General features: G+C 64.1%; 36 protein-coding genes and 1 tRNA gene. 18 read left to right on the plus strand and 19 right to left on the minus strand.

Annotation, left to right across the window (positions count from 1 at the left end; all coding sequences use genetic code 11):
* Positions 1-4 precede the first annotated feature (4 nt).
* The 14 genes from AO684_RS20315 to AO684_RS20380 all read right to left on the minus strand — a co-directional run bounded on the left by AO684_RS20315 (position 5) and on the right by AO684_RS20380 (position 12,044).
* The gene (locus AO684_RS20315; RefSeq protein ID WP_054304561.1) at positions 5-427 is read right to left on the minus strand and encodes a hypothetical protein; all 423 of its coding nucleotides are present in this window, start codon (positions 425-427) and stop codon (positions 5-7) included.
* Entirely contained in the window at positions 424-750 is a 327-nt protein-coding gene (locus tag AO684_RS20320) for a hypothetical protein (protein WP_054304562.1), read from the minus strand. The genes AO684_RS20315 and AO684_RS20320 overlap by 4 nt, the downstream gene beginning before the upstream one ends.
* 1 nt (position 751) lies before the next feature.
* Positions 752-1,081 carry a DUF2190 family protein gene (locus tag AO684_RS20325; RefSeq protein WP_054304563.1) on the minus strand — a complete coding sequence of 110 codons (330 nt, stop codon included), beginning with the start codon at positions 1,079-1,081 and terminating at the stop codon, positions 752-754.
* Between the two features lie 103 nt (positions 1,082-1,184).
* Positions 1,185-3,281, minus strand: coding sequence for a head maturation protease, ClpP-related (locus AO684_RS20330; RefSeq protein ID WP_054304564.1), 2,097 nt, complete (start codon positions 3,279-3,281; stop codon positions 1,185-1,187).
* The gene (locus AO684_RS20335; RefSeq protein ID WP_054304565.1) at positions 3,278-4,756 is read right to left on the minus strand and encodes a phage portal protein; all 1,479 of its coding nucleotides are present in this window, start codon (positions 4,754-4,756) and stop codon (positions 3,278-3,280) included. Before AO684_RS20335 ends, AO684_RS20330 begins: the two co-directional genes overlap by 4 nt.
* A gap of 2 nt (positions 4,757-4,758) precedes the next feature.
* Positions 4,759-4,977, minus strand: a complete 219-nt coding sequence (locus AO684_RS20340) for a phage head-tail joining protein (protein WP_054304566.1) — start codon at positions 4,975-4,977, stop codon at positions 4,759-4,761.
* A gap of 9 nt (positions 4,978-4,986) precedes the next feature.
* Positions 4,987-7,152, minus strand: coding sequence for a terminase gpA endonuclease subunit (locus AO684_RS20345; RefSeq protein ID WP_235451330.1), 2,166 nt, complete (start codon positions 7,150-7,152; stop codon positions 4,987-4,989).
* A gap of 8 nt (positions 7,153-7,160) precedes the next feature.
* Positions 7,161-7,820 carry a DUF1441 family protein gene (locus AO684_RS20350; protein WP_152968492.1) on the minus strand — a complete coding sequence of 220 codons (660 nt, stop codon included), beginning with the start codon at positions 7,818-7,820 and terminating at the stop codon, positions 7,161-7,163.
* A gap of 124 nt (positions 7,821-7,944) precedes the next feature.
* The gene (locus AO684_RS20355) at positions 7,945-8,661 is read right to left on the minus strand and encodes a hypothetical protein (protein ID WP_054304569.1); all 717 of its coding nucleotides are present in this window, start codon (positions 8,659-8,661) and stop codon (positions 7,945-7,947) included.
* Between the two features lie 183 nt (positions 8,662-8,844).
* Entirely contained in the window at positions 8,845-9,408 is a 564-nt protein-coding gene (locus AO684_RS20360; RefSeq protein WP_054304570.1) for a transcription termination/antitermination protein NusG, read from the minus strand.
* A 65-nt stretch (positions 9,409-9,473) separates the two neighbouring features.
* The gene (locus AO684_RS20365; protein ID WP_054304571.1) at positions 9,474-10,160 is read right to left on the minus strand and encodes a hypothetical protein; all 687 of its coding nucleotides are present in this window, start codon (positions 10,158-10,160) and stop codon (positions 9,474-9,476) included.
* A 101-nt stretch (positions 10,161-10,261) separates the two neighbouring features.
* On the minus strand, positions 10,262-10,903 hold the full coding sequence (locus AO684_RS20370) for a DUF1376 domain-containing protein (protein WP_054304572.1): 642 nt from the start codon (positions 10,901-10,903) through the stop codon (positions 10,262-10,264).
* On the minus strand, positions 10,900-11,349 hold the full coding sequence (locus tag AO684_RS20375; RefSeq protein WP_054304573.1) for a hypothetical protein: 450 nt from the start codon (positions 11,347-11,349) through the stop codon (positions 10,900-10,902). The genes AO684_RS20370 and AO684_RS20375 overlap by 4 nt, the downstream gene beginning before the upstream one ends.
* Positions 11,346-12,044, minus strand: coding sequence for a hypothetical protein (locus AO684_RS20380; RefSeq protein WP_054304574.1), 699 nt, complete (start codon positions 12,042-12,044; stop codon positions 11,346-11,348). Before AO684_RS20380 ends, AO684_RS20375 begins: the two co-directional genes overlap by 4 nt.
* Positions 12,045-12,391: 347 nt before the next feature.
* On the opposite strand from AO684_RS20380, the gene AO684_RS20385 reads away from it, so the two are divergent.
* A complete protein-coding gene (locus tag AO684_RS20385; protein ID WP_054304575.1) occupies positions 12,392-12,670 on the plus strand; it encodes a hypothetical protein in 279 nt (92 codons plus the stop codon).
* 253 nt (positions 12,671-12,923) lie between these two features.
* Here the strand turns inward: AO684_RS20385 and AO684_RS20390 are convergent, their stop codons facing one another.
* The 3 genes from AO684_RS20390 to AO684_RS20400 form a co-directional block, all read right to left on the minus strand.
* Positions 12,924-13,208, minus strand: coding sequence for a hypothetical protein (locus AO684_RS20390; protein WP_054304576.1), 285 nt, complete (start codon positions 13,206-13,208; stop codon positions 12,924-12,926).
* A 542-nt stretch (positions 13,209-13,750) separates the two neighbouring features.
* The gene (locus AO684_RS20395) at positions 13,751-13,939 is read right to left on the minus strand and encodes a hypothetical protein (RefSeq protein ID WP_152968494.1); all 189 of its coding nucleotides are present in this window, start codon (positions 13,937-13,939) and stop codon (positions 13,751-13,753) included.
* 33 nt (positions 13,940-13,972) lie between these two features.
* A complete protein-coding gene (locus tag AO684_RS20400) occupies positions 13,973-14,200 on the minus strand; it encodes a helix-turn-helix transcriptional regulator (RefSeq protein ID WP_054304578.1) in 228 nt (75 codons plus the stop codon).
* 95 nt (positions 14,201-14,295) lie between these two features.
* On the opposite strand from AO684_RS20400, the gene AO684_RS21450 reads away from it, so the two are divergent.
* Both AO684_RS21450 and AO684_RS20405 read left to right on the plus strand, forming a co-directional pair.
* A complete protein-coding gene (locus AO684_RS21450; RefSeq protein WP_161806034.1) occupies positions 14,296-14,595 on the plus strand; it encodes a helix-turn-helix domain-containing protein in 300 nt (99 codons plus the stop codon).
* Positions 14,596-14,878: 283 nt separating this feature from the next.
* Positions 14,879-15,097, plus strand: coding sequence for a hypothetical protein (locus tag AO684_RS20405; protein ID WP_054304579.1), 219 nt, complete (start codon positions 14,879-14,881; stop codon positions 15,095-15,097).
* On the opposite strand, the gene AO684_RS20410 is transcribed toward AO684_RS20405, so the two are convergent.
* On the minus strand, positions 15,084-15,458 hold the full coding sequence (locus tag AO684_RS20410) for a hypothetical protein (RefSeq protein ID WP_152968495.1): 375 nt from the start codon (positions 15,456-15,458) through the stop codon (positions 15,084-15,086). The genes AO684_RS20405 and AO684_RS20410 overlap by 14 nt on opposite strands.
* A 179-nt stretch (positions 15,459-15,637) precedes the next feature.
* Here AO684_RS20410 and AO684_RS20415 point away from each other — a divergent pair, with 179 nt between their 5' ends.
* From AO684_RS20415 to AO684_RS20480, 15 genes are all read left to right on the plus strand, one after another.
* The gene (locus AO684_RS20415) at positions 15,638-15,844 is read left to right on the plus strand and encodes a hypothetical protein (RefSeq protein ID WP_054304581.1); all 207 of its coding nucleotides are present in this window, start codon (positions 15,638-15,640) and stop codon (positions 15,842-15,844) included.
* Positions 15,841-16,086, plus strand: coding sequence for a hypothetical protein (locus AO684_RS20420; protein WP_054304582.1), 246 nt, complete (start codon positions 15,841-15,843; stop codon positions 16,084-16,086). Before AO684_RS20415 ends, AO684_RS20420 begins: the two co-directional genes overlap by 4 nt.
* Complete coding sequence (locus tag AO684_RS20425; RefSeq protein ID WP_054304583.1) at positions 16,079-16,420, plus strand: hypothetical protein; 342 nt, start codon at positions 16,079-16,081, stop codon at positions 16,418-16,420. Before AO684_RS20420 ends, AO684_RS20425 begins: the two co-directional genes overlap by 8 nt.
* Positions 16,421-16,487: 67 nt before the next feature.
* Complete coding sequence (locus AO684_RS20430; RefSeq protein WP_054304584.1) at positions 16,488-16,685, plus strand: hypothetical protein; 198 nt, start codon at positions 16,488-16,490, stop codon at positions 16,683-16,685.
* Positions 16,685-16,906 (plus strand): hypothetical protein, encoded by a 222-nt coding sequence (locus tag AO684_RS20435; RefSeq protein WP_054304585.1) that lies wholly within the window; start codon positions 16,685-16,687, stop codon positions 16,904-16,906. Before AO684_RS20430 ends, AO684_RS20435 begins: the two co-directional genes overlap by 1 nt.
* 35 nt (positions 16,907-16,941) lie before the next feature.
* Positions 16,942-17,316 (plus strand): hypothetical protein, encoded by a 375-nt coding sequence (locus tag AO684_RS20440; protein ID WP_054304586.1) that lies wholly within the window; start codon positions 16,942-16,944, stop codon positions 17,314-17,316.
* Positions 17,317-17,333: 17 nt separating this feature from the next.
* Positions 17,334-18,299, plus strand: coding sequence for a DUF2303 family protein (locus AO684_RS20445; RefSeq protein WP_235451331.1), 966 nt, complete (start codon positions 17,334-17,336; stop codon positions 18,297-18,299).
* Between the two features lie 81 nt (positions 18,300-18,380).
* Positions 18,381-18,734, plus strand: a complete 354-nt coding sequence (locus AO684_RS20450; RefSeq protein WP_054304588.1) for a dATP/dGTP pyrophosphohydrolase domain-containing protein — start codon at positions 18,381-18,383, stop codon at positions 18,732-18,734.
* Between the two features lie 15 nt (positions 18,735-18,749).
* A complete protein-coding gene (locus AO684_RS20455) occupies positions 18,750-19,139 on the plus strand; it encodes a hypothetical protein (RefSeq protein ID WP_054304589.1) in 390 nt (129 codons plus the stop codon).
* 193 nt (positions 19,140-19,332) lie between these two features.
* Positions 19,333-19,566, plus strand: a complete 234-nt coding sequence (locus AO684_RS20460; protein WP_054304590.1) for a hypothetical protein — start codon at positions 19,333-19,335, stop codon at positions 19,564-19,566.
* A gap of 501 nt (positions 19,567-20,067) precedes the next feature.
* Entirely contained in the window at positions 20,068-22,314 is a 2,247-nt protein-coding gene (locus tag AO684_RS20465; protein ID WP_054304591.1) for a DNA cytosine methyltransferase, read from the plus strand.
* Entirely contained in the window at positions 22,311-22,541 is a 231-nt protein-coding gene (locus tag AO684_RS20470; RefSeq protein ID WP_054304592.1) for a hypothetical protein, read from the plus strand. The genes AO684_RS20465 and AO684_RS20470 overlap by 4 nt, the downstream gene beginning before the upstream one ends.
* An 11-nt stretch (positions 22,542-22,552) precedes the next feature.
* The gene (locus tag AO684_RS21925) at positions 22,553-22,690 is read left to right on the plus strand and encodes a hypothetical protein (protein WP_158640743.1); all 138 of its coding nucleotides are present in this window, start codon (positions 22,553-22,555) and stop codon (positions 22,688-22,690) included.
* A 3-nt stretch (positions 22,691-22,693) separates the two neighbouring features.
* Positions 22,694-22,879: a hypothetical protein gene (locus AO684_RS21930; RefSeq protein WP_054304593.1), complete on the plus strand. Its 186-nt coding sequence runs from the start codon at positions 22,694-22,696 to the stop codon at positions 22,877-22,879.
* Complete coding sequence (locus tag AO684_RS20480; RefSeq protein WP_054304594.1) at positions 22,872-23,969, plus strand: tyrosine-type recombinase/integrase; 1,098 nt, start codon at positions 22,872-22,874, stop codon at positions 23,967-23,969. The genes AO684_RS21930 and AO684_RS20480 overlap by 8 nt, the downstream gene beginning before the upstream one ends.
* A gap of 20 nt (positions 23,970-23,989) precedes the next feature.
* On the opposite strand, the gene AO684_RS20485 is transcribed toward AO684_RS20480, so the two are convergent.
* Positions 23,990-24,066: transfer RNA gene (locus tag AO684_RS20485), tRNA-Pro, on the minus strand.
* Positions 24,067-24,076 lie beyond the last annotated feature (10 nt).

The raw sequence follows: 24,076 nt of genomic DNA on the forward strand, positions 1-24,076 counted from the left end.
GTGGTCAGAGCAGCTGACCCGCCAGCGTGCGCTGCCAGGTCACGCGAAAGTCGGCTGTGATGGTGGCGATCTTCTGTTCGCCCTCACCGTTGAGGGTGAAAGTCACTTTTTCGGGCAGCAGCATGATGCCCTGCGCGGCGAAAAACGGGCAGAGACAGGCCTCGATAGCGTCGGCGTCGTCATCCAGATCGGCCTCCGGATCTGCCCCGCCCAGCCGCTTCACCACGACCTGCAACAGCGTGGACCGGGAGAAATGTGACAGGGATTCGGGCTGAACGTTTTCCTGCGCGGTCACCACACCCAGCACCGGCAGGACATCGGCCGAGATATTCCCTGCCCAGGCCGAGATTTGCGTGACATCCCCCATGCGAGGATCAGCCGCGAGGGCCTGCCGGGCCAAGGCCCGAAAATCGGAACGACGGCTCATTCGATGATCCTCTCCAGTTCGCAGATGACATGCGCGTCTGATGCGGTTGATCCTGAGGGCACCACGTTGAACACGGCGTAGATCTTACCGTTGCCCGGGGCGATCCGGTCCCCTTTGGCAAGCTCGGGCACCAGATTGTGCCGCACCCGCCAGCTGGGCGAGGTGATCAGCACAGGATGGCCATCCGGATCGATGGCCTCGACCGGCGTTTCCCGAAAGATCGATTGCACGTCACGGGGCACCCCGCCCTTCGGCGTATAGGCAACCGGGGCGCCCAGCGTATCCGCCAGCACCCCGGCCATGCCGTCAAATACGCTCGCCATGTCAGCCGGTCAGCCGGACGCGGCCCGTGGTTTCCCCGGCACCACTGCCGACTGCCGACACGGCCTTGCCGATCAGCGTGTTGCCCGAGGCCGCGTTGGTGCAATACTTGTTGGTATTGTCCCAGTAGATCGCGGCGCCCACCGTCCAGGCCTGCGATCCGACCTTCAGGATATCAACGACGCCTTCGAGCTGCGTCTCGACATCTGCACCGCTGACCGCATCGTGGACAGCAACGCCGAAGATGGTCCCGACCAGAAGGCCTGCGCCCGAGGCCACGTCATAGGGCGCGGGAAGCGTGATCCGCTCGCCGCGCTGCACATAGTTCTTCATGTTCCGATCCTTTCGGTTGGCGATTGCACCCGGCATTCATGCAGGGCGAATGACGAAGGGCGGCCCGAAAGCCGCCCTTTCGTCAGGTCATGTCGTCGCCCGATCAGGCGCCGGCGTTCTTGTAGCCGCCGCGGAAATCAATGGCGCCGCAGCCGAAGTCGTGTTCCAGCGAGAACTTGGTACCCTGCACACCGAAGGGATCTTCCATGCGGAAGCGCGGCGCGGCGTAGCCTTCCAGCAGCCCCCATTCGAAGCACGGCGCCTCATCGACCGAGGCGAAGACATACCAGGCGTTGCCGGTGATCTTGGCGGTGATGACCGGCGACATGACCCCCGAGAACGGGTTCACGTTGCCCGCCTGCTGTGCCTGAATCGGCGCGAGGATCTGCTGCGCCTCGGTTTCCTTGTCCGGCCCGCACAGCAGGATCGACGCGGTCAGTTCCAGTTCGGCACCATCCAGCGACTTGCGTTTGCGCAGGGCGGCGCGCGCAAGGCTCAGCGAGGCGATGTTGATCGCCGCCGCCGTCCCGGCCTTGGTGCCATCGGTCGTATTGAACACCTGCCGGGTGGTTTCGAGCAGCGTCGGACCATCGGCATTCGAACCGCCCAGCATCATGGTGTAGAAGGTCCGGTCCTCGAACCGCGCCACCGCATTGCCCCGGTCGTTCAGCACCTGCATGATGCCGTCGAGACTGTCATTGACCAGCAACTGCCGCGACAGCAGCACCTGCACACCGTAGGCCAGAACCTTGGTCTTTTCCTTCGACTCGCTGAAGCTTCCCGCCTTCAGTTCGCCCGCCTCGGGGCTGACCGGCTGAAGATCCGGGAAGTCCCCGACACGCACGGTGGTGTGGTCGCGGAAATCGACATAGGTCCGCTGCCGGGCAATGCGACGGTAGGTCGGCTGCGCCTGCGCATAGCGCGCGGCCAGCGAACGGTTCATGGCGTTTTCCAGCAGCGCCGGGAAATCGCTGGTCGAATGGAAGGCCATGCGCAGCGTTTCCTCGCGTCCCGCAAAATGCCCCGGCACCCGGCGCTGGCCCAGCCGTTCGGCCGCCATTTCGACGATGGAGAAATCCATATACTGCCGGGACACATCGGCGGGTTCGGCGCGTGTCAGGCGAGCGACAAGTGCGCCTTCCATGCCCAGACGGCGGGTTTCGGTTTCATCGCGGCCGCGTTCGGTCACCCGCATCGGGCCGGGCGCCGGTTCGCGCTGCGCCATGGTCGCCATGAACCGCGACCCGGCCATATCGGCCGCCGTGCCGTCATTGATCAGCGCGGTCACATCCGCGTCGGTCAGGCGACCGGCCTCCACGAACGGACGCGCCATGCTCTGGATCATGGTGACGCGGTTGCGCTCCGCCATGATTGCCGCCTGCGGATCGGGCGCGGGCGACGGCGGGGTCTGGATCTGCGTCGGTGCCGGGGTCTGTACCGGCGCGGTGGGGTTGGTCGGATCGGGCATCACATGCTCCATGGTTGCGGCCACCGGGGCCGGGACACCGCCGGGGGCGGCAGGGTTGCGGGGCGCGGCAGTGCCACGGCCCGGAGATTTGTCGCGCATCATCGCGGCATAGGCGGTCATGTCGCGCTGCATGCGGGCGCGCAGCGCATCGTCGAAGCTGGGCGGGGCTGCGTTCGCGTCAGTGCCATCGGCCACCGCATCTGCGAATCCCGCCTCGATGGCGGCCGAGGCGCTGTAGAAGGTTTCGGCATTCATGATGGCAAGAACGGCTTCGATGCTCTGGCCCGACCGATCTGCATAGACCTGGGCGTAGACCCGGGCCAACATGTCGAGGAAATCGGCCTGCGCACGGTGATCCTCTGCCCCGCCATAGGCATAGCCGGAGGGGTTGTGCAGCATGATGAACGACCCGGCGGTCATCTCGCGCTGCGCGGCCCCCATCAGAAGAAGCGAGGCCGCCGAGGAGGCCTGCCCCTCGACAATGACACGGCAGCCGCCGGGATGGCCTTGCAGCGCCGTGCGGATCGCCTCGCCTGCCACCGGATCGCCGCCGCCGGAATTCAGACGCACGGTGATGCGCCCCTCTCCCATGGCCAGAAGCGCCTCGCGGACCATGGCCGGGCAGAAGAAGATCTCTTCCTCCCAGGCCCATCCCGCCGCCTCATCCGACATCACATAGCCCGACAGCACCAGCTCGCCGCCGATGATCAGGTCCGCCCCGCGTCGTCTCATACCACAGTTCCTTCGGGATTGGCCTTGGCCCGGCTTTCGCGGGCGGTCGGCAGGTTGCTTGCCCCAGTCGGGGCGAGGTTCGCATCGCTGTCCTTCTGCGCATCTTCCGCGCGCTCGCGCCGGATGCGCTCGGGGTCGAGCCCGAGCGTGCGCTGGACGTTCTGGCGACTGTTCACGCCCCCATCGATCTGCTTCAGAAAGGCGTCGATTTCGTCATTCGGATCGATCAGCGGACGGCGCGGCGGCGTATGGGCCAGACGGATGACCTCGGTGGGCAGCACGCGCTGCATGGCCCAAGACTCCCGGACCCAACGCTCGACCCCCATGCAGAACTGCATGATGACCATGCGTTGCCAGCGTTCGACATTGCGGTCCATCTCCATCCGCCCCATGCGGCCACTGGAGAAATTGGTCCCGCTCAGATCCCCCGTCAGGGATTCACGGGTGATCCCGATGCCCATGGCAACGGCCCCCAGTGCCTCGCGCATGAAGGGCTGATAATCGTCGACCTTGGGAGGGGTCGTGAAATTGACCGACGTCCCTTCCGGCGTGCCGACCACGGCGCCGGGCTCCAGCGCCTCAAGCCCCTTGAGCCGCTTCGAGGGATCAACACCGGAATCCTTGTCATAGGTCACGACAGCCGCCAGCAGTGCCGCCATCTTCTGCTTCAGGATCTGGGCTTCCTGATAATCGCTGATCTCTCCCATGGTCATCATGACTGGCGCCAGCCACGGCACACCGCGCAGCTGGCCGGGCCTGTCGAACCGCCGGATGTGCAGCACATCCTGCCACGGCACGCGGCGCGACGTCAGCTTCAGCCCCCGCATCCGCGCCGCACCGGGATGTTCGTCAAACAGGTGATAGGCCTCGATATCGCCGATGGGGCTGTATTCGACGCCCTCGATCACCTCGTTCGCGCCCCAGCTGGTGACGGTATCGTCCAGATGATCCGCCTCCAGCAGCTCGACCTGAAAGCCCAACGGCAGATCGCGGGCGTATTTCCCGCGCCGGATGCGGCGGCGGGCCAGCACCTCGCCATCGGTGAAGACGGTGCCGATCACCACTTCCTGCATGGCGTAGAGGTCCAGCTCGCCCCGTGCATCCAGCGCAGGGGTAAGCAGGTGTTCCGACAACACCGCCCCTATTTGCGCCTGCACCTCAGCAGTCTCATGCACCACCGATGGCACGATCCCGGTGCCCACCACATTCGAGATCACCACCTCGCGCGCCCGCGCCGCGTAGGGGCGATTCCGCACCATGTCGCGGCTCAGCTGGCGCAGACGCGCCCTTACCCCGAATGCGGCAGCATCGGCATCTGTCGCCGGCGCCTTCCATCCCGCTGCGCGTCGGCCCCGCGAAGCGGCGTCATAATTCATCGCCAGTTTCGCGGCCGAGCGGGCGAGAGCCCGGCGCCGCCCGGCTTCCGGAGCAAATTCGCCAACCAGCGCATCCAGAGTGGCTCCGATCCATCCCATGATCAGAGGCCCCGCCCGGTCGTGACATAGCCGACGACGAAGCCGCCAGCGCCCTGCGCCTCCGCGATCTGCGCGGTCAGCGATGCGATTGCGGCGGCCATCTCCGCGTCAGTGCGGTACTCGACCCGCTCGCCGTTCAGCTGCACCGATTTCACGCCCTTGGCGCGGGCCCGGATCAGAGCATCACGCATCTGGACCAGTTCGGCCTGATCAATCGCCATGGGGTAACCTCACCGTCTGAGCCAGTTGATGTATTGCGGCGCAGCATCGTCGCTGGCCTCTGGTGGGGGCGCCGCCTGCCCTGTCCAGGTCGCAAACGGATTGACCTCGCCCAGCACAGCCCAGCCCGGCGGATCGTCCGGGTTCAGCCGGTTGACGCCCCGATGCTCGGCAATCGCCTGCGCCTGCACCGACAGGTCGAGGGTTTCGTTGCGCCCGGCACCCGGCCGCTTGCTATAGCCATCGACCCCGCGCCGCTCGGCCAGCATTTCCTCGATCCGCTCTTTCTCGATCGACGCCGCGAACAGATAGGCGCCGGGGCCATGATCCAGCCGCGCCGCCGCGGCCAGAACGGTATCCTTCAGCCGATCCACTGCCATGTTCAGCAGCTTGATCGACCGCGCCTTCTTGCCTTGTGACCCGCGTTCCGGCGAAACATGCCAGACCCGATCCGACAGCTTGAACCCGCCCCGCCCGATGGACAGGAACCACAACGCGCCCTTGCCTTCGCGCTTGCGGCGCCGCCAGAACTTCTCGGCATTGTCAGACCAGCCGGTGGGGCCGTTGAAATCCACCACTGCAACGCAAGGCTTCAGGCTCCAGTCCTCGCCATCCACCGCATAGGACCGTTCCATCAGATCGGTCAGAACCTCGGCATCCTCGACATATTTACCGGGGTTGATCGCGCGAAACCTTCCTTCCGCATCCCGCGCCTTCGGTGCCGTTTCCGGCGGCTGCACCAGGTCGAACCGATCCAGCGCCATGCGCTTGCCGTCCAGTCCCCATGCGGTGATCAGAACCGCGAACCACGACCCGTTCGTATCCACCGACACCGTGATGAACCGCGTCCAGGACGGACAGGTCATCGCACCCAGCTCCACCGCTGTCTCGCGCAACGCGGCAGCCGTCAGATCCTGATCATCGCCATCCGGCCGCGCATAGGGCACCCCGATATCGGTGTAATGCACCCGCGCAAAATCGCTGTCATCCTGCGACACCTCGAAGGCCCGGCGCGCTGTCTCATAGCGCTCGACCAGCTCATCCCAGACAGAAAACGCCGCCGCAGCGCCATTCAGCGCATAGCTGGCGACCGGGGTCTGACGAATGCGCGGATCGTCGATGCGCACCAGCAATCGGTGCCCGCGCGCGTCCACCAGCGCATTGCCCTCCGCATCGAACGGTCGCGCCTCGTGCAACCATCCGCCGCGCCCCAGAGCCGCGAGGGTGTTGAGGCGCGCCTTTTCGCGATGGCTGATCCGGTGCCCGCAATCGGGACACTGCATCTTTGCCGTGGCGCCGGCGGCCCCCGGCTCCAGTGTCTCATCATAGACCAGCCTGTCGAAGCGCGGTTCGAACAGCTCGGCACAGTTGGGGCATTCCCAGAACCACCGGCCCCGCGTCCCCTCGTTGTAGATCTTGCAAATCCCGTTCGTCACGGGCGGCAGCCGGTGCGGCGCGGTCTTGTCAAACTCCCAGACCTGTTCGGGATCGACCGGAAAGGCCGGCGTGCTTTCCACGAACACACATCCCCGGCTCATGAAGGTCCGGATACGCTGAAGCGCCATGCCGTGGGGCGAACCCTCGGGCGAGTCCTTCGGCCCCAGCTTCTGCGGCATGTGGTCGTAATCGGTCAGCAGAACCATTCGCTGCGACCGGCTGGAAAGCTGGTTCGGCACCGGATAGCCGATGGTCAGGCGCATCCCCTTGAACCGCTTGCGGGCAAAGGTACTGTCATCCCGCGCCGTGCCCAAGCGCTCCCGCAGGAAGCGGCTGTTCATCAGCGCCGGGTCCAGCTTTTCCTCGACCCAGGCATCCGCATCCGTCTTGGTCATATGGATGATCTGCACCGGCGACGGCGCGCACATGATTGCATGCGTCGAAACTGACAGCAGCATCTGGCTTTTGCCGCTCTGTGACGGCCCGACAAAGCAGACGGTCTTGAACCGGCGCGACTGGCTCATGTCCTGCGGCTCGACCGTGTAGGGCGCGACCGTCCGGTCATAGTCCTGCCAGTTGCCCTGCACCGGCACCTTCAGATACTGCTCTGCCGCATCCGTCACCGAAATCCGGCTGGGCGGATCCAGCAGCGGCAACGAATCTGCCAGCAATTCTTCCGGCGTGATGAACGGCGGCAACGGCGGGATTCGGGCCAGCAGCCCGATCCCGCGGTCAGACATTGCTACCATCAGACGCTCAGCTCACCCTGACGGGTACTGATCGGCACAACCGATCCCGGTCGCCGCACCAGATCCTCCAGCGCCGCCTTGATATCGTCGCGCAGCTCGTCAGTCCGGGCCACGACCTGCGCCACCTGTTCCGCCGACAGGCCGAACTTCATCTCCAGAAAATCCGGCAGGGTATCGAGGCTGTTGCCGATCTTGACCAGAGACTCTTCGAAAACCGCCCGCACCCTGTCTGTGCGGATCAGATCCCCGCGCTGCTCTGCCAGGCGGTTCCGGGCATATTCTGCCTCGGACCATGCCCGCACTTCTGCCGCTGACATGCCCGCTTCAGCCTCGGCCTGATCATCGTCGAGGTTCCGGAAGGCCAGCGCAGCCTGCGCTGCGATCTGGTCGCCGCGCTGCTTGGCCGCGCGGATCTTCTCATTCCGCGCCGCGCGCCATGCCCAGCAATGCGACAGCCGGAATTCATAGGACACGCCGTTCTGCCCTTCGGACAGCACCGGCATGCCCTGACCGATCCACTTGGTGATCGTGTTTTCGGTCACATCGAAAGCGCGGGAAAGCTGCCCCCGGTTCAGCACGCCGTCCTCCACCCCGTCGGGCAGCGGCCATGCCGAAACGTCCAGCACCTCCCCATCCGACAGAGTGATGAGGTCAGACACAGTTTTTCCTTTCAAGAACAACAACAAGCACGGTAACATGCACCCATGCTGAAAAATTCCCGGCCAAAAGTAACGGGGTGCGAATTACCCGCGTGAGGGAGATGCCCCGGAAGGACCCGAGGGCTTAGCCGAACCGCTTTGCGAGCATCTGCCCGAAGGTCCGGCCCAGATGGTCCGCCATCCGCGCAGCGAACAGCCGCTCAGCATGCTCATAAAACCCGAGGCGCTGCTGATAGACCGGCACCTTCGGCGTGAAGATCGCCACGATGCCGATGCGGCCCTGCCGATCCTTTTTGTAAATCCCCGGCGTCAGGCCCGACTGCGGCACGAAGTAGCTATCCCGCCGCTTGCGCGCCCGCCGCCACGACGCGTCGGTCATGTTCGTGGCCCCGTCCCTCTGGGCCTTCAGGGCAGATTGCACCTGATTGCGCTCCGGTCGCGCCCAGTTGCCATACTGATCCAGCCGGGCATTGTCGGCCGGGATGATTGCCTGAATGACGCCTTCATGTACAAGGCTGCGCGACAGTTGCGCTTCGAACCCAGTCTGAGCCCGAGGCCCACCCGCCTCCTGCACCCGCAGATAGTGACGCCGCGAGGCCGAAGGTTTCAGCTGCACAGCGGCTTCCAGCCTGGATGTGCTGGCATTCGCTACCATGAACGCATTCTTCGTCCACGGCGTCGGTCGGTCGAACACCACATCCATCCGGTCACCCAGATCCTTGTGGATCTCGGTCGCCATATCATTCAGCGCCCAGACCGTCGCAATCCGAAGATCCCGCTCCGCAAGCTGCTGCATGGCAAAGCTGAAGGTGCTGGTGTCAAGGGTTACACCGAAGTCCATCGCAGCCCCCTGAAAAGCGAAACGCCCGTGAGCTTGATGCTCCGGGCGCAATGAAGGCGTGTCGGACCTCGCGTTCAACGGGTCCCCGCCGACCACCTTCCGGGGCGCAAGGCCCTGATGCAGGGCGGGCTGGCCGGATTAAGTCTATAGTTGCTGGACGCTACGCCTGTCCGCGCTGATCTGTCAACCCGCCTTGCGCATTGGCAGAAGATCCATCGGGCTGCTTTCCACCAGCACCTCGCGCCCGAACAACTGGAAGCGCAAACGCACACCGCCATCCGCCACAAGCTCGACGACCTCGCAGGGGAACTCAGCAAAGGGTCCGACGCGGAACATCACCATGTCACCGGCCCGCATTCTCGCCGCCTCACGCCTCCGCAGCACTTCCTCGGCCCGGCTCCCTTCAATCCGTTCGTCGCGCTTGCGCATGGCATGGACGGCCCGCAGCTTCGAAGGCTCCAGCACACCCCAATGCCCGTCGGCCCGGCACAGCGCACCGATCACCCACGGGCAGGACATCACCATATGCACCACCGGATCGCCACTGAACCGCGCGAACACATATCCGGGCAGATAGCGACGATGATAAGTGCGCACCACGCCACGGGTCCGGGTCTGCCGCTTCAGAACGGGGTGGAATGCATACACCCCGCGTTTGCGGAGCCATGCCTCAACTTCATCCTCACGCTGCGGGGCAACCCGCAGGGCATACCATCGCGCCGGCCCCGGCAGGACGATCCCGGCCATGTCTCGGGGTGGCAGGACATCTCCGATCCTGAGGGCCACTTGCTCAAATCCATTTGACCGCATGATCACGCCGCACCCCGCTTGCTCTGCCCCGCCTCGACCAGCGCCATGGCATCGGCCTTGTCGCGCAGATAGGCCGCCTCCCACCGCAGCTCTGCATCGGTCAGGCTGGCCCCGCGATCCCGCTTATCGGCCAAGATGCGCAGACCCCGCGCGTTATCCTCGGCCTCCTGCGTGATGCCCCGCTGTTCATATTCAAACGGCGGGCGCGGATATTGGCGCAGGAACCGATAAACCTCGACCAGATCCCCGCGTCCCAGCGCCTTCGGCCCTTCGACCGACCCCAGCCAACTGACCAGCGCCCGGTTATGCGCCAGCGGACGCGGCTGCCAGACCTGAGCCCGGTGCATGATCAGCACTTCGGACGGCCAGTCAGCCTTGCCGCCCGACAGGTCAATCAGTTCGTCCGCCAGCGCATCCAGCTTGTCCGGGTCCATGTAGGACAGTTTTTCCGCGATCACCGTCATCCGCGCCTCATGCGCTTCCAGCGTCACGCCGCGCTTGCGTACAAAACCGGCCTGCTCCAGCCGGGCAATCAGATGCTCCCGCACAGCCCTGCGGCCATGGCCTTCCTCGGTCTCTGCGCCTTCGGTCATCGCATCCTCCATTTTCTCAGCCCCTTCACCGTCAGCCATCCCGCGCTTCGCCCCGCGATCCGGGAAGGAATGTTCTGTCAGGTCCTGTCCTGTCATTCTTTGTCCTGTCCTGTAGGGCAATTTCAGCGAAACCCCTGAAAAAAGAGCGAAATCGCCCTGAAACCTTTCACCGTGTTACTGAAACCATTTCAGCGATTTCAGCCTGTTTCACCGTCGCCGCCGAGGTTGACCACACGCGGCACGCCCGCCACCGCATCCGCCGCGACGCGCACATTGTCCTCGTTGACGAACAGCCCATGCTCATCCAGCCACCGCGTGATCGCCTCGACCGCATGGGAGGAATTGGCGATCCGCGTCATGCCCGCGATGCCCTTGAGCTTCGATTTCACCCGACTGCGCATGACGGCCAGGCGGCTTTCCTCGCGACTGCGCGCGCGGCCTTTCTTGCGCTTCACCGCCCGTTCCGCGATTTCTGCGATGAAGGGATGCCCCAGCCGGTCAGACCGCATCTGGCCGCCCGTCTCGACATGGCATTGCCGCCAGCCGTGCAGCACGCCCTCGCGCACCGCGCGCCAGCCCTCGACATCCGCACCGAACCGGGCCAGCTGCGCCAGTTCCACATCATCATCGGGCAGTGTGCCCGCCGGGTCCTGCCGGTAGCACTCCGACCACAGGATCAGTGCAGTCCCGATGTCGGCCCGGCGATCCTCGCGCAGCGCATAGGCAAGAAAGCGCGAGGTCAGCAGCTTGTGGATGTGCAACTCCACCCATTCATGCGAGGCCAGCGTATCGCCCTCGCGCAGCGGATATTGCCAGAAATCGCCCACGAGATCCGTCATCTGCGCTTCCCCCCGTCATTGGAGGCCAGCACACCCGCGATACGGCAGGCCGCCATGGATCGTGCCGCCTCGGCCTCCATTCGCACCCGCATTTCAGCCTCGAAGAATTGCGCCAGCGTCACCTGCGCGATCCAGCCCTTACCGCGCGGCGGCAGACCAAGCTTTCTGACGACATGCGGGAACGAAGAGCGGTGCATGCCGAAATGGCACCCGATTTCGGCCATCGACACTCCGGCCCGATACAGGCGGATGAACAGAGCCTCGTCATACTTGAGCTTCGGCCCCTTGCGCCGCGGTGGCAGCCCCAGAGCCTTGGCCGTTTGCGACAGCCCGCGCGCAGACCGATTCAGCCGTGCCGCGATCTGGTCGCAGGTCAAATCGCCATCGGCCCGGAGCGCACGGAACTCGGCCAGCGGAAACCGATTATAGGTGGTCAGAGAGGTCACAGCATATCCTCAGCGAACAGCGAATGCTGGCGGTTATCGACGCGATCCATGAACCGCATCTGCATCGGCACTTCGGCCCAGTCGCGCCGCCAGACGAACCAGGCATTGCGCTGCGGCGGGCTGCCCTCGCCCGTGAAGCCCAGCTTCCAGCGCATCAGGTAGCAGTAGGAGAACGGCGACGCCTCCAGCAACTCGCCCAGCCCGTTCGCCCGCGCGGCTGGCCAGTCCCACGACAGCAGCAAGGCCATGTAAGACCAGCCTGGCATATCCAGCGCATGGCGCAGCCACCGGCCGCGCCCATCGCGGGCGTTGATCAGATTGTAGGGCGGATTCGTGATGATGGCCCGCGCCGGGCTTTCGCTGACTTCAAAGTAATCGCGCACTCCGGCATCCGGGCAACCACGATCAACGATGTCGGATGCTACCACGCGCAGCCCTGCCTCGCGCAGCGGCATCACGAGCGCACCATCTCCACAGGCAGATTCCCAGACCGATCCGCAAGATCGGATCACCTCGCCATCATGGGCCAGCAGACCCCGAATGGCCTCAGGCTGCCCGGTCGGGTAAAAGTCGTGATCGCGCCGCACATCCGGCGCCCGCGCCTCGGGCAGATCCATCAGGGCAGCCTGCCGCGCATCGGGGCGACGCCCGCCTTGTATCGCCCGAAACAGCGGCTTCGCACTGGGCGCCACCATCACACCGCCCCCATGCAGAAGCGGCCCGGGCGGAACAACCCGGGCCGCTGCACCAGCCCCGCAAGGGCCTGCCGGGAAAGCGCCCGACGCGCACCCGCGGGCCATCCCGCGAATTTCTGGTATGTTGGCAAAGAAAATTGGCGGGACATTCGATGCCCCCGTTTTCGGAATCGAAGGCCGGACAAAAATGGAGCGTCGGCACGACCACGCGAAAAGAATGCAGTGGCGACCCGTTCGCGCGGGCCGCCACCAATGGCGAAGCCGCTGCCGCCAGAAGCAGCAGCACCACCTGCGACGTGGCGCCTTGACCCTCGCCCGCCGCCCTTGATCACGATGAAAGGAGCATCATGACCAACCCGAAAGACCCCGTAGGCGGGGTGCAACTGAATGACATCACCATCATCCGCAACAGACGCCTGACCGAAGCTGAACAGGCCATGGCCGAGGAACTGATGCGCTGCGGCACGCCGCGATGGCGGGCCGCAGCGATGCTGGGGACGCACCCCCTGAACATCAACCGCGCCGACAATCTCGCCCCGCGCCGCACCCGCGCGACCGGCCGTTTGTTGTCCACCACTGCCGCCAGCCGTGACATCCGCCAACTGCGGATGCAGGGCCTCGACTGAACCGCCCGGGACGCTGACGGGACACGAACCGCACCCCGCCAACGCTCCAACGAACGGGCGCGCCATCGCCAGCCGCCACCGCGCCCCGGTGCGGCGCCGGGAGGATCTGGGGGCCCGGCCTCGTGCTGACGTGTGGGAAGAAAAGACGGGCGACGGGATAGCGCCGCCCAAGTTTGCCGCCTCGACAGAGACAGAGAGGTCGAGGCAGCCGCACCAAACAGGGAGGTGGTGCAAAACGGTGGAACGGGTCCGGTCACACATCGCCGCCCCCAGTGAATTCCTCGGGCCACATCCGCATGGCCATCATCACCTTGTCGCCAGTCGGACAGCTGAAACCGTCGTGCCAATTGCACGAAGTTTGGAACGTGACACCAAACATCACCGCGCATTCCTCGCGGCTGGCACAGCGCCGCGCCACCAGATCGGCCCAGAACGCCGTCGCCGCATGGCGCGTGATGACCGGCGGCACGCTGATCCGCCGCGCCGCAACTGCGCCCCTGCCACGGCCCGCGCGGTCAAATGCCTTGGTATGGGACATTTGACCCCGGCGTGGGGCAAGGTCGGCAGGTGCGATTTTACGGAGCGAGGACGATGACATCAGGCACAAACCTCATGCAGATTGCCGAAAACAGGCATCTTTTGATTGAATACTTTCGGCACGGCGCTCAGCCCTCCCGACGGAAGGCCGGAGGGACAAAACCCCAGAGCTCCAGCCCGACACGGCCGCTCTCGGGCCCGAGCAGTGACAATGGCCCAACGGGATATGATCTGCGCGGCGGGGTTCCACAGTTTGTGCAAGCGCATTCGCTGGCGCGCTGCCCGGCCAGAACCTCTGCCAGATCAAGCTGCGATTGCGCCGACACCAGCAGACGCAAAACCGATCCATCTTCCATCGAGAATGACAGGATGGCCGCGCCACAGTCTCCGCAGGCCGCAGACAGGCCACGCCAGCACGCTGGAACCGGGAGGGGGAAGCAGATGTGAGGCATCATGCGACGTCCTCAGCAAACGAAACAGCCCGAAAAGCGTGAAGGTGAAGACGTGAACCGTGCGCGCGCGACTTCGAGAGAGGTATTACCGCTACCAGAAGCGGTCGAGCACAAGCATGACCACCGCGATGGAAAGAAGGACCACCGCCACCAGAAGCAGGATGGCGATCACGACATCCGAGGCCCCCGCCGCATTTGCAATAACGCTTGCGGTGCTGAAGGCACTGGCGAGGACGGAAAGTATAGCTCCTTTGACGGGAAGATCCTCTGGCAAACACATCTTGAACCTCAGGGGTTGGGGGGTGGCACTGCATCAGGCGACATCCTTTTCGGGATCTTCCTCGACAGGTGGCGGCGCAACCCAAGACCGCGCAGTCACTACGCCCTCCGTTGCATCTTCGATCTTCACGGCCAGCTCGAGGCCAGGCCGTGCGGTGCGCGCGATGAAGCGAGAGACCACACTCGGATCAACGCCAAGCTGATCAGCGAATGCCTTCTGACTGACGCCCACTTCCTTGAGATATGTGCCGAGTTCTTTCATGGCGCCAAGTATTGCACTATGTGCACAATTACGTCAACCCGACATTGCACATCATGCACTTGCATAACATGCACTGACCCATGGATACTTGGGGCATGAGATTAGCGCAGATCAGAAATGAACGCGGCTTGAGCCAGAAGGCGCTTGGCGAGATGATCGGCAAGGATGCGTCTACGATCCAACGTGCGGAAACCATGCATCATTCCGCGAAGTTGGCTACTTACGCGGCATGCGCCGAAGCACTGAAAGTATCATTGGCAGATATTTTTAGTGACGATCTGTCACCCGTTGAACGTCAGGTTCTGGAAACCTTCAGGGCCGCCCCACCCGAGGCCCGCGAACGACTGGCTCAGTTGCTCGAGCTTGCAGCAACCCCTCTTTCACCATCAACCTGACAAGCTTTTCGAGTTGTTCTAGTGAAAGCTCCTTCAGGCGCTTTTCAAATTCATCATCCGTCATAAACACCTCCGCCAACTTTGTTAACGTGACGCGAACAAAATGAGAACACAACCCAAGAGGCCGCAGGTTCTCGGGGATAAATCAGTGGACAATCACAAGACGTGAACGAGTGATCTGGTTCGGGAAAAAGGTCTAACAGCCGGCGCCGATGCTCGCATGGCTGCGGAGCCCTCCCGCAGCCTACACCCACCACAACCATCAAATAGTGGAGTTTAGACGATGGAAATCCTCGATCAATTTTTTGCGGAAAGCACCGATGGGCGACGTGTCAGAATCATCAAATGGCATACTCCGATCCAGGAATTCCCCCTGGCGGGCGCCATCGCAAGAGTACAGGGCGCCCCACTCTACAAGACCGCCGATGGCCAAAACCTGAATGCTTCCGATGACGAAATGACCTTCACGACGACATCCGGCGAAATCTTCAGGCGCCTTTGATCGCACCATCGCGATCAAGCAGCTTCCCTCCCAGATCGAGCTCGGGCAGATCGTCGCAGGCGGTGATCTGCTGCCCATCTGCGTCCACCAGCCGCAGCCCGTATGCCGTCGCCGCGCGCACCAGGCTGTCCCGCGTCAGCAGCGGGTGCGCCTCGATATCCAGCCCATCCAGTGACAGCCCGATTTCTGCGATCACAAACGCCTCAGCCACCAGCGGCCTGATGGTCACACTGAACACCCCCTGCAATTCCCTTCCGTCATGCGTCAGCACCTTGGTGCCATATGCAATGACGGGCCGACCATCCGCCGACGGTGGCGTCACGATCCGCACCCGATTCCAGTCCTTATACTTACCGGTCATTTCTTACCTCCAGCGCCCGCACCCTTGGCGGCCATTCTCGTCCGGCGGCACCCTGCCGCTAGGTGATTCTGGCACAGGCCGCGCTCGCAGACAATGATCATTGCACTATATGCATTATTGGTGTTGACCATATATTGCACATTATGCATTATCATCTCCATCCAACGATGGAGGCCCCTTTGCCAAACGACCAGTTTCCCCCCGACCTCATTGCGCAGTCGCGCCACCTGATCACCAACAGCCATACCTACCTGCACCTGCCCGCCGATGAGCGGCGCGAGCTGCTGGTGACGGCATGGGATGTGCTGATCTCCGACCGCCGTCGCCGCCTCGGCCGCCGCCCGGTCCTGCACTGCGGCACCAGCACGCCGGGGGATGCGGCATGACGGGAAGTTCCCCATCCGAACTTCGCAGGCAGGCAGCGCTTTTCGCCAAGCTCATCGCCGCGCAGGCAAAGCTCTGGTCTGCATGTGCGCCCGACAATGAAGAGCCGCGCGAGCGAGTGGTTCACAGCATCGCCTGCCTCGCCGCGCTTTTCGGCTACCGCCTTGAACCCATCAGCACCACCTCGCTGCCCGTCACCACCGGCATCCTGCCCGGCACCACGGTCGGGGCACCCCATGATTGAGGGCCGCCACCCGCGCCGGGACGAGGGCTATGCGCCCATCGGCACCACCACGCACCCGGCGCTGCACCGGCTGCGCACGGCATGGGCCTATGCCCGCGAAACCAGCCAGGCGGTCGAGGCGATCAACAGCGCCTGCCCCGGCCTGCGCGCCGTGCCAGTCTGCGAGGGCACTTGGGTTCTGCAAGGCCCCACGCCGACCGGCGGCTCGGTCCACGCCTGCATCACGATCTTCGACCAGCTGACCGTGATCCGGGTCGAGGACGGCAAGCCCTATGAGCATCACCTGATCAACCTGCCTGACCCGCTCCGCACCGCCCGCCCGGCGGTCGCCTGAGAGGCTCCGGTGCGGGGCGGCGCGCCGCCCCTATCCCGAACCCCTCCACATCACCGAAGGCAAGCCGATGAAAGCGCCTCAAATCCATTTGAACACCGCCGCCGCCCGCGCCGACCAGATGTCGCAGATCCTGCATTTCGCGGCGACCGTCGCGCTGGTGCTGACCATGACCGGCGGCGCGCTGGTAATCGCCCGCGCCGCCATCGCCAACGCCATCGGCATGCCCGCCGTGCTGGATCAGGCCGCCGAACGCGGGGGGATGTGATGACGGTATTCAAGACCTATGCCCGCATCGCGGAAATCTGTCGGCCCACGGCTGACCCTGCTGACAAGCCGACGCCCGAACCTGCCTTCGGAGATCTGAGCGAAAAGGCCGGCGAAGCGGAGCAAGTCCTCTCCAACTGGCTGGATGTTGCCAGCCACAACATTGGCGAGGCCCTCACGGCCGAGCTGCTGAAGAAGGCCCTGAGACAATGCACGCGCTGAAACCCCATCCCACGCTACGGACCGAAAGGACGCCGATGCAGAACCATGAACTTCGGGGGATCGACCAGATCCTCACTCTTGCCGACAACGGCGCATATCAGCCCGTTGTGCTGGCCGATCTGGGGCAACTTGTCCTCGACATGAAGGATTTCTCGCTCGCCTTCGGGGGCGTGAAGGCCAAGGGCAAGTTCAAGCTGGAAATCGACCTGACGATTGATCGCTTCGGGCAGATCGACCTCGAGGCGCGTCACAGCGTCACCGTGCCCAAGCCGCCGAAGGCCAAAGGCACGGCATGGACCACGGATGAGGGCGGTCTGACCCCCGCCAATCCCAACCAGATGCGGATGGAAATCCGCGACGTTTCACCGGGCTCCCGTGAATTCCGGGTACCTGGCGCCAATCAGGACTGACCGCAAAGGATCACATGATGACCGACTTTAAGACCATGATTTCGAACTTCATCGCGGGGCTGGCAAAGCCTCAGGCATTGGGCGAGTTTCCCAGCAAGGAACTGGACACGCCGCGCATGATGATGACAGCAGTTCCTGACGGCATGCGGCAGGTTGACCTGTCCGGGCTGTACGAAGCTGCCGCGACCAAGCTCCAGCCCTGGCGTCGCACCGGCACAGCGAAGATGCAGGATCTGCAAAGCCTGATCGACTGGGCCAATCGCAACAAGGGCGAGACGAGCGCGCTTTTCGCCACCGTGTCGGACGCTCCGAGCCTGACTTGCATCGCCGATTACATGGCCGCCGGCTCGCCGGTATTGGATCATCACAGCCGCGATCCTGCCGCCAGCCATTGCCGCCACCGCGCGCACTACGCATTCCCCCTGTCGCGCGAATGGAAGCTGTGGACCGCGATCAGCGGCAAAGCGATGGAAAAGGCGGAGCTGGGCAACTTCGTCGAGGAAAACGCCAAGGACTTTCTGGCCCCGTCGCCTGCGCTTGTCAACGGTGGTGGCAAGCTGGAGGACTGGGAAAAGGCATTCGAGCTGATCGCCCAGCAGGTGCGCGGCCGCTTCGGATCGGTCGATGCCCTGATTACCCTCTCGCGGCAGTTCGAAGTCAATGAGACGATGAACCTCAAGGCCACGCGGAACCCGGATACCGGCGAAAGCAGCTTCGTGTTCATCAACGAACACCAGCAGCCTGATGGAAATCCGATCCAGATCCCGACGCTGTTCATCATCGCGCTGCCGGTCTTCGAGAACGGCCATTTCTACCGTCTGGCTGTGCGCTTCCGCTACCAGAAGCAGGGCTCGGCTCTGAGGTTCTTCCTGACCCTGCACAACCCCGACATCGCCATGCGCGACGCGGTCGAGGGCGCGCTTGACACGGCAACGACGGAAACCGGCCTGCCGCTGTTCCGCGGCCAGCCCGAAGCCGCCTGACCTTCCTGTGCCGCGCCCCAAGCGGGCGCGCATCACGAGCGCCAGTAAACCCGCAACCAGTTCGTCAGAGGAACAAGAGTCATGGATTTGAAACAGCACTTGATCCGGCAGATGGCATTTAGCCATGCAACATTTGGGCCCGGTGAACGCACCGCAGGCGTATCCGACCACATCCGCAAGGAACTGGAGGAAGTCGAAGCCGCGCACGGCGAAGCTGAGGAATGGGTAGACGTGGTAATCCTTGCCCTCGATGGGCTGACCCGCCGCCTCGCTTTCTTCAATGGCGAGCGCGCTGACCCTGAGCGCGTAGCCGAAATGGCCTGCAACATGATCGTCGGCAAGCAAACCCGAAATGAAGCTAGGACGTGGCCAGACTGGCGCACCATGGCCACTGACAAGGCCATAGAACACGACCGCGCCAGCGGCGTCCAGTAACCCACGAGGACAGCCATGCCTGACCAGATCCACACCGTCCACATCAGCCCGTATATCGCGGCACAGGGCACCGCCGAGGAACTCGCCGAGATGGGGGTAAGGCCAACGGGTGACGACCTGATCACTATGGCAGCCCGCCAGATGCTGACCAACCACGATGCATTCATGATGTGCGAACCCTGCGACAAGGCCATGGAACGGAGGGTCGTGCTGGCAGCCTGCTTTGGCTCCGAGGCGCTGGCGCATGGCATGTGTGAGGGCAGCGGCACCAATGCGATGATCCGCGCCATCCTGATTGCGCTCATCGACCCGATGGACCCGCAGCTTGATTACCTGCGCGCCTGCAACCAGCCACCCCGCACTCAGGACGAGCATGACCGGCAGGTGCTGGCCGGGGAGATTTGAGCGATGGGACAGACCCAGAAGACTGGAATAGGACCGTGCGACAGGTGCGGCTCTGAAGACGACTGCCGTTGCGGCCCATGCCAATGCAAGTGGTGCCGCTACGAGCGCGGAGAGGCAACCGACCTAGAAATCGCAATGATCAAGCGTGCCCGCGAAGAACGCGGCCGCAAGATCATAAAGTCGGAGGTGCGTCATGGCTGACACTCCGGAACATCACGAACACACCTGCCCCGGCAGCCTCGCGATATGCGACCAGGTGACCGCACAGGTCGAAGGCGACGCGCGCGCCGCCTCGCTCGTCCTGATCTTCGCCGCCACCATCGCGGCGATCCGGGCCGGCATCCCGGTCGAAAGGCTCGGCCAGCAATGCGTCAGCCTCGAAGAAATCGCCCGCACGCTGATCGGCCAGCCGAAGGAAGTGCATTGATGCAGGCACCATGGAATGCAAGCTGGACCAGCGAAGAGCGGTTTGAGGTGCGAAACTGCCGATGGGCAGGCGGGCGCCCTGCAATCTGGCAACCACATGCGCCGGGTGACGGCAGCCCTATCTTTGCCAAGCCTCATAGCGTCCGACAGCGCCGTAGTATTGCTGAGATGCGCTGCACGGTTTGCGGCGAAAAGACCGGGCCCGGAGTCCTAGATAGCTGGTGGTTCGGCTTGGTCGAGCGCCGTGACGGCTGGTGGATGACGCAGGAATCCCCAGTCCACCTCGAATGCGCACAACTCGCTCTGCGAGTCTGCCCGCACCTGAGGAAGCTCGGACGCGATCCACAGCCACATCCGGCAGGCTTTACCGTCATGCGTTCCATGATCGGGGGACCGCAGACCGAGGCTGATTTCGGGCTTCGCCTGCAAAACCCTGTAGTCGGCCACCTCAAGCTGGCATGGCGTTACGATCCGCGACCGACGGAGTGGCGGGAGGTGCAGCATGCTTGACGCGCTCACCCTATTCCCCATCGACACGCCGGCGGCGCGAGCACCAGATCCGCGACCGATGATCGTGGACAGCTTTGCCGGTGGTGGCGGCGCCTCGACCGGGATCGAGCTGGCCCTTGGACGCAGCCCGGATATCGCGATCAACCACAGCGAGGCGGCACTGGCCCTGCATGCAGCCAACCACCCCGAGACGCTGCACCTGTCGGAAAACGTCTATCGCGTCGATCCGCTGACCCACATGCACGGGCGGCACATCGGCCTGATGTGGTTTTCGCCCGACTGCAAGCACTTCTCGAAGGCCAAAGGCGGCGCCCCTGTCAAACGGAACATCCGCGATCTGGCGTGGATCATCCCCGGCTGGATCGAACGCATCCAGAAATCAGGTGGCCGCGTGGATGTGGTGCTGCTGGAGAATGTGGAGGAGTTCCGCACCTGGGGGCCGCTGATCGAAACAGACAAGGGGTTGATGCCATGCCCCGATCGGCGCGGCGAGACCTTCGCGGCATGGTGCAAGGCGCTGCGCCGTCTTGGAGGGCGCATCCAGTGGCGTGAGCTGCGCGCCTGCGACTATGGCGCCCCGACTATCCGCAAGCGCCTGTTCGTCGTGGTGCGGTTTGACCGCCAGCCGATCAAATGGCCCGCACCGACCCACGGCGACCCGGAATCGGATGAGGTCCGCAAGGGCAAGCTGAAGCCATGGCGCACCGCGGCGGAATGCATCGACTGGTCACTGCCCTGCCCGTCGATCTTTGACACCTCTGCCGACATCATGGCCAAGCACGGCCTGCGCGCCGTCCGGCCCCTGAAACCCAACACGCTCGCCCGGGTGGCTCGCGGCATCCATCGCTATGTGCTGGAGGCGGCCCAGCCCTATCTGGTCAACCTGACCCATGGCGGGCGGCTGGAGGATCTGGCGGCGCCGATCCGTACCATCAATGGCGCACACCGGGGCGAAAAGGCGCTGGTGGTGCCGTCCATCGTCGGCTGCGGCGGTCGGGCCGGTCAAAGCCGCCCGCGCGGCGGGGCCGAGCCGTTGGCTACGATCACGGCAAAGGCCGATGCCTGCCTGCTCGCGGCCAGCATCACCCGCTTCAACGGAGGCGCCACTGGGCAGGATCTGCGCGCGCCCATGGCGACCGTGACCGCGAATAGCTGGATCAAGAAACCGGGCGGTGCAGCGCCGTATGGCCTGCTGGCGCCTTGCCTCGCCAGCATCGCCCACGGCTATTCCAGCGGGCGCCGGGAATACCCGCTGACCGATCCGCTGGGCACCATCACTGTGGGCGGCGTGCAGCATGCCGTTATCGCGCCGACGCTCGCCAATGTTGCCAATGGCAAAACGACAGGTCGCGGGCCCAACACCTGGCCGGTGGCGGCACCCCTACGAACGATCACAAGCGCCAATGGGCATGCAGTTGTCGCGCCGATCCTGTCGCAGATGTACGGATCTGGCGGGGGTAATGGCGATCTGCGGCGCCCGCATCCGGTGGTTACTGCCGAGGGTCAGCATTCGAGCTTGGTCGCAGCGACGATGATCCAGACCGGCTACGGCGAACGGGCTGGCCAGGCGCCGCGCTCCCTCGACATCCAGCGCCCGCTGGGCACGGTGGTCGCGGGTGGGCAGAAACACGCGCCCATCGCCGCCTTCCTCGCCCAGCAGAACAACGACAGCCGCCGCGTGGGAGGCGTCAATCCGGGCCGACCAGCCGATGCACCCATGGCGACGATCTGCCAGAGCGGCAGCCATCAGACCCCGGTCGCGGCCTTCTTCGCGAAATACTACGGCACCGGCGACGGGGCCCGCACCGATGAGCCCTGCCACACGATCACGACCCGGGACAGGATGGCACACTGCGAGGCATCGCTAGCCGCGCCGCCCTTCGGCCCAGAACATCACGCCAAGGCCCGCGACGTCGCTCAGCTGCTGCGCGATCACGGGCTGTGGGATGACCGGGAGTTCGTGACGCTGACCGTGGAGGGTGCCGAGTTCGTCATCGTCGACATCGGCATGCGCATGCTCACCCCCCGCGAGCTGTTCACCGCGCAGGGCTTCCCGCCGGATTACGTCATCGAGGGCGTGTGGGAGGATCAGGACAGCGAAACCCCTACGTTCCGCGCCTTCCCGAAGGATGTGCAGGTGAGCTGCTGCGGCAACAGCGTCTGCCCGCCGCTGGCCGAAGCGCTGGTGCGGGCGAATTGCGGGCACCTAGCGGTGGATACCGAAGTGAGGACAGCATGACTATCATGGACTTTCAGCCGCGCAAGTTCTGGATGGTATCAGGAGATGGGCCATCGCGCCTGCGCCATCCCGACAGATTGTCAGCAGAGATGGAGGCACGGCGCCTCGCGCGCGCCCATCCTGGAACGCCGTTTTTTGTCATGGAGGCCATCGCCGTTCACCGCAAAGTGGACGTAGAGCGGATTGATCTTGGCGATGCTCCTCATGTCGATGACGTGCCGTTTTGATGGATGACAGCATGACCCATATCGACACGAGCAAAGAGGCGGCGAAACGGGAACATGACAAGTTCGTCACCCGGGTTTTCCGCGACATCCACCAGATCGAGCGCATGGCGACCGAGGCAGTCACCACCGCGCGACCACAGGAGGGCTGACACATGGGCCGCCGCGCGACCTTTACGGAAAAACAGATCGCAGCCGCCGTCTCGGCCGCCCGTGCGACAGATCCGCGTGCGGTGGTTGAAATCGTCACCCCGTCTGGCACGATACGCATTCTGCCGGAATCTGCCCCTGCGAAACCGGCCGATGATGTGGAGGCATGGTTCGGGCGTGACAATGGTTAAGCTGCGCGGCATCAACAAGGTCCGCAAACGCCTGTCCGATGGCAGCGTGATTGAGATGCATTATGCATGGCGCGGCAAAGGTGCGCCGTGCTTCTGGCGCAGTGACAGCAAGATCGAAATCGGGTCACCCGAGTATGTAGCCGCCCTGGCCGAAGCCGCGCCCAAAGGGCAGGCTGCCAAGGGCAAGTTCCGTGAGGTGATCCTCGGCTTTCTGTCCAGCCAGGAGTTTCGCGGTCTGGCGCCGCGCACCCAATCAGACATGCGCATATCCATCAACCATCCGAAAAGCGGGATCGACACCAAATTCGGTGATGCACCCCTCAGGGCATTCGACGATCCGCGTATCCGCAAGCAGGTGCTGGACTGGCGCGACGGGATCGGCGGCAAGGTTGGGGATGACCGCGTGCGCCACCTGCAAAGGATCGTCGGCTGGGCGCTGGATCGCGGGTTGCTGATGCAGCACCGCCTAATGGGGATCAAATCGACCTACAAGGCCAGCCGCGCCGAAGTGTTCTGGCTGGCGTCCGACATAGAGGCATTCGTGGCCGGGGCGCCGGCGCATGTCGGGCGCATCCTGATCGCCGCCACCGAAACCGGCCTGCGGCCCGGCGATCTGGCAAAGCTGACGCGCGAGCAGATCCACCCCACTCCGACCGGCCGCCGGATCGTCGTCTGGACATCGAAGGGTAAGGCCAAGCGCCGTGTCGCCTCGATCCCGGTCACGCCGCGCATGGCTGCGCTGATCGACAGCACCCCGGCCGACCAGTCTGCCATCATCACGAACAAGGGCGGGCAGCCCTATCAGCACGAGAACTATCTGGGCGATGCGGTCAGTACCTGGCGCGACAAGCTCGGGTTGAGATCAGAACTGCGCCTCTATGATGCGCGGGGAACTGCGGCGACCCGGCTCTTTCAGGCAGGCGCAGAACTGCGCGAGATCGCAACCCACATGGGATGGTCGATCAAACACGCATCCGAGGTGATCGAGCGTTATGTCGCGCTGTCTCCGGAGATGACCGACGAGCTCGCCGGAAAGCTGCGACAGGCCGAATCCAGAACGAAAATGCAAACTGGGGTGCAAACCGGATAGGTCCGGAACCTGCTAAGTATTGGTCGGGGCGAGAAGATTCGAACTTCCGACCTACGGTACCCAAAACCGTCGCGCTACCAGGCTGCGCTACGCCCCGACTGGCGGCT

Source organism: Gemmobacter sp. LW-1 (assembly GCF_001303875.1).
Lineage (GTDB): Bacteria > Pseudomonadota > Alphaproteobacteria > Rhodobacterales > Rhodobacteraceae > Gemmobacter > Gemmobacter caeni.

What these genes read in the sequence shown, in the direction of transcription:
- AO684_RS20395 (WP_152968494.1), bottom strand. Translation starts at nt 13,939, where the DNA reads ATGTGTTTGCCAGAGGATCTTCCCGTCAAAGGAGCTATACTTTCCGTC.
- AO684_RS20465 (WP_054304591.1), top strand. Translation starts at nt 20,068, where the DNA reads ATGCTTGACGCGCTCACCCTATTCCCCATCGACACGCCGGCGGCGCGA.
- AO684_RS20355 (WP_054304569.1), bottom strand. Translation starts at nt 8,661, where the DNA reads ATGGACTTCGGTGTAACCCTTGACACCAGCACCTTCAGCTTTGCCATG.
- AO684_RS20370 (WP_054304572.1), bottom strand. Translation starts at nt 10,903, where the DNA reads ATGACGGATCTCGTGGGCGATTTCTGGCAATATCCGCTGCGCGAGGGC.
- AO684_RS21450 (WP_161806034.1), top strand. Translation starts at nt 14,296, where the DNA reads ATGAGATTAGCGCAGATCAGAAATGAACGCGGCTTGAGCCAGAAGGCG.
- AO684_RS20480 (WP_054304594.1), top strand. Translation starts at nt 22,872, where the DNA reads ATGGTTAAGCTGCGCGGCATCAACAAGGTCCGCAAACGCCTGTCCGAT.
- AO684_RS20325 (WP_054304563.1), bottom strand. Translation starts at nt 1,081, where the DNA reads ATGAAGAACTATGTGCAGCGCGGCGAGCGGATCACGCTTCCCGCGCCC.
- AO684_RS20455 (WP_054304589.1), top strand. Translation starts at nt 18,750, where the DNA reads ATGCCTGACCAGATCCACACCGTCCACATCAGCCCGTATATCGCGGCA.
- AO684_RS20345 (WP_235451330.1), bottom strand. Translation starts at nt 7,152, where the DNA reads ATGTCTGACCGCGGGATCGGGCTGCTGGCCCGAATCCCGCCGTTGCCG.
- AO684_RS21930 (WP_054304593.1), top strand. Translation starts at nt 22,694, where the DNA reads ATGGGCCGCCGCGCGACCTTTACGGAAAAACAGATCGCAGCCGCCGTC.
- AO684_RS20460 (WP_054304590.1), top strand. Translation starts at nt 19,333, where the DNA reads ATGGCTGACACTCCGGAACATCACGAACACACCTGCCCCGGCAGCCTC.
- AO684_RS20320 (WP_054304562.1), bottom strand. Translation starts at nt 750, where the DNA reads ATGGCGAGCGTATTTGACGGCATGGCCGGGGTGCTGGCGGATACGCTG.
- AO684_RS20340 (WP_054304566.1), bottom strand. Translation starts at nt 4,977, where the DNA reads ATGGCGATTGATCAGGCCGAACTGGTCCAGATGCGTGATGCTCTGATC.
- AO684_RS20440 (WP_054304586.1), top strand. Translation starts at nt 16,942, where the DNA reads ATGCAGAACCATGAACTTCGGGGGATCGACCAGATCCTCACTCTTGCC.
- AO684_RS21925 (WP_158640743.1), top strand. Translation starts at nt 22,553, where the DNA reads ATGACCCATATCGACACGAGCAAAGAGGCGGCGAAACGGGAACATGAC.
- AO684_RS20315 (WP_054304561.1), bottom strand. Translation starts at nt 427, where the DNA reads ATGAGCCGTCGTTCCGATTTTCGGGCCTTGGCCCGGCAGGCCCTCGCG.
- AO684_RS20380 (WP_054304574.1), bottom strand. Translation starts at nt 12,044, where the DNA reads ATGGTGGCGCCCAGTGCGAAGCCGCTGTTTCGGGCGATACAAGGCGGG.
- AO684_RS20385 (WP_054304575.1), top strand. Translation starts at nt 12,392, where the DNA reads ATGACCAACCCGAAAGACCCCGTAGGCGGGGTGCAACTGAATGACATC.
- AO684_RS20330 (WP_054304564.1), bottom strand. Translation starts at nt 3,281, where the DNA reads ATGAGACGACGCGGGGCGGACCTGATCATCGGCGGCGAGCTGGTGCTG.
- AO684_RS20335 (WP_054304565.1), bottom strand. Translation starts at nt 4,756, where the DNA reads ATGGGATGGATCGGAGCCACTCTGGATGCGCTGGTTGGCGAATTTGCT.
- AO684_RS20365 (WP_054304571.1), bottom strand. Translation starts at nt 10,160, where the DNA reads ATGACAGGACAGGACCTGACAGAACATTCCTTCCCGGATCGCGGGGCG.
- AO684_RS20390 (WP_054304576.1), bottom strand. Translation starts at nt 13,208, where the DNA reads ATGTCCCATACCAAGGCATTTGACCGCGCGGGCCGTGGCAGGGGCGCA.
- AO684_RS20410 (WP_152968495.1), bottom strand. Translation starts at nt 15,458, where the DNA reads ATGACCGGTAAGTATAAGGACTGGAATCGGGTGCGGATCGTGACGCCA.
- AO684_RS20420 (WP_054304582.1), top strand. Translation starts at nt 15,841, where the DNA reads ATGACGGGAAGTTCCCCATCCGAACTTCGCAGGCAGGCAGCGCTTTTC.
- AO684_RS20360 (WP_054304570.1), bottom strand. Translation starts at nt 9,408, where the DNA reads ATGGCCGGGATCGTCCTGCCGGGGCCGGCGCGATGGTATGCCCTGCGG.
- AO684_RS20425 (WP_054304583.1), top strand. Translation starts at nt 16,079, where the DNA reads ATGATTGAGGGCCGCCACCCGCGCCGGGACGAGGGCTATGCGCCCATC.
- AO684_RS20470 (WP_054304592.1), top strand. Translation starts at nt 22,311, where the DNA reads ATGACTATCATGGACTTTCAGCCGCGCAAGTTCTGGATGGTATCAGGA.
- AO684_RS20435 (WP_054304585.1), top strand. Translation starts at nt 16,685, where the DNA reads ATGACGGTATTCAAGACCTATGCCCGCATCGCGGAAATCTGTCGGCCC.
- AO684_RS20405 (WP_054304579.1), top strand. Translation starts at nt 14,879, where the DNA reads ATGGAAATCCTCGATCAATTTTTTGCGGAAAGCACCGATGGGCGACGT.
- AO684_RS20450 (WP_054304588.1), top strand. Translation starts at nt 18,381, where the DNA reads ATGGATTTGAAACAGCACTTGATCCGGCAGATGGCATTTAGCCATGCA.
- AO684_RS20430 (WP_054304584.1), top strand. Translation starts at nt 16,488, where the DNA reads ATGAAAGCGCCTCAAATCCATTTGAACACCGCCGCCGCCCGCGCCGAC.
- AO684_RS20445 (WP_235451331.1), top strand. Translation starts at nt 17,334, where the DNA reads ATGACCGACTTTAAGACCATGATTTCGAACTTCATCGCGGGGCTGGCA.
- AO684_RS20400 (WP_054304578.1), bottom strand. Translation starts at nt 14,200, where the DNA reads ATGAAAGAACTCGGCACATATCTCAAGGAAGTGGGCGTCAGTCAGAAG.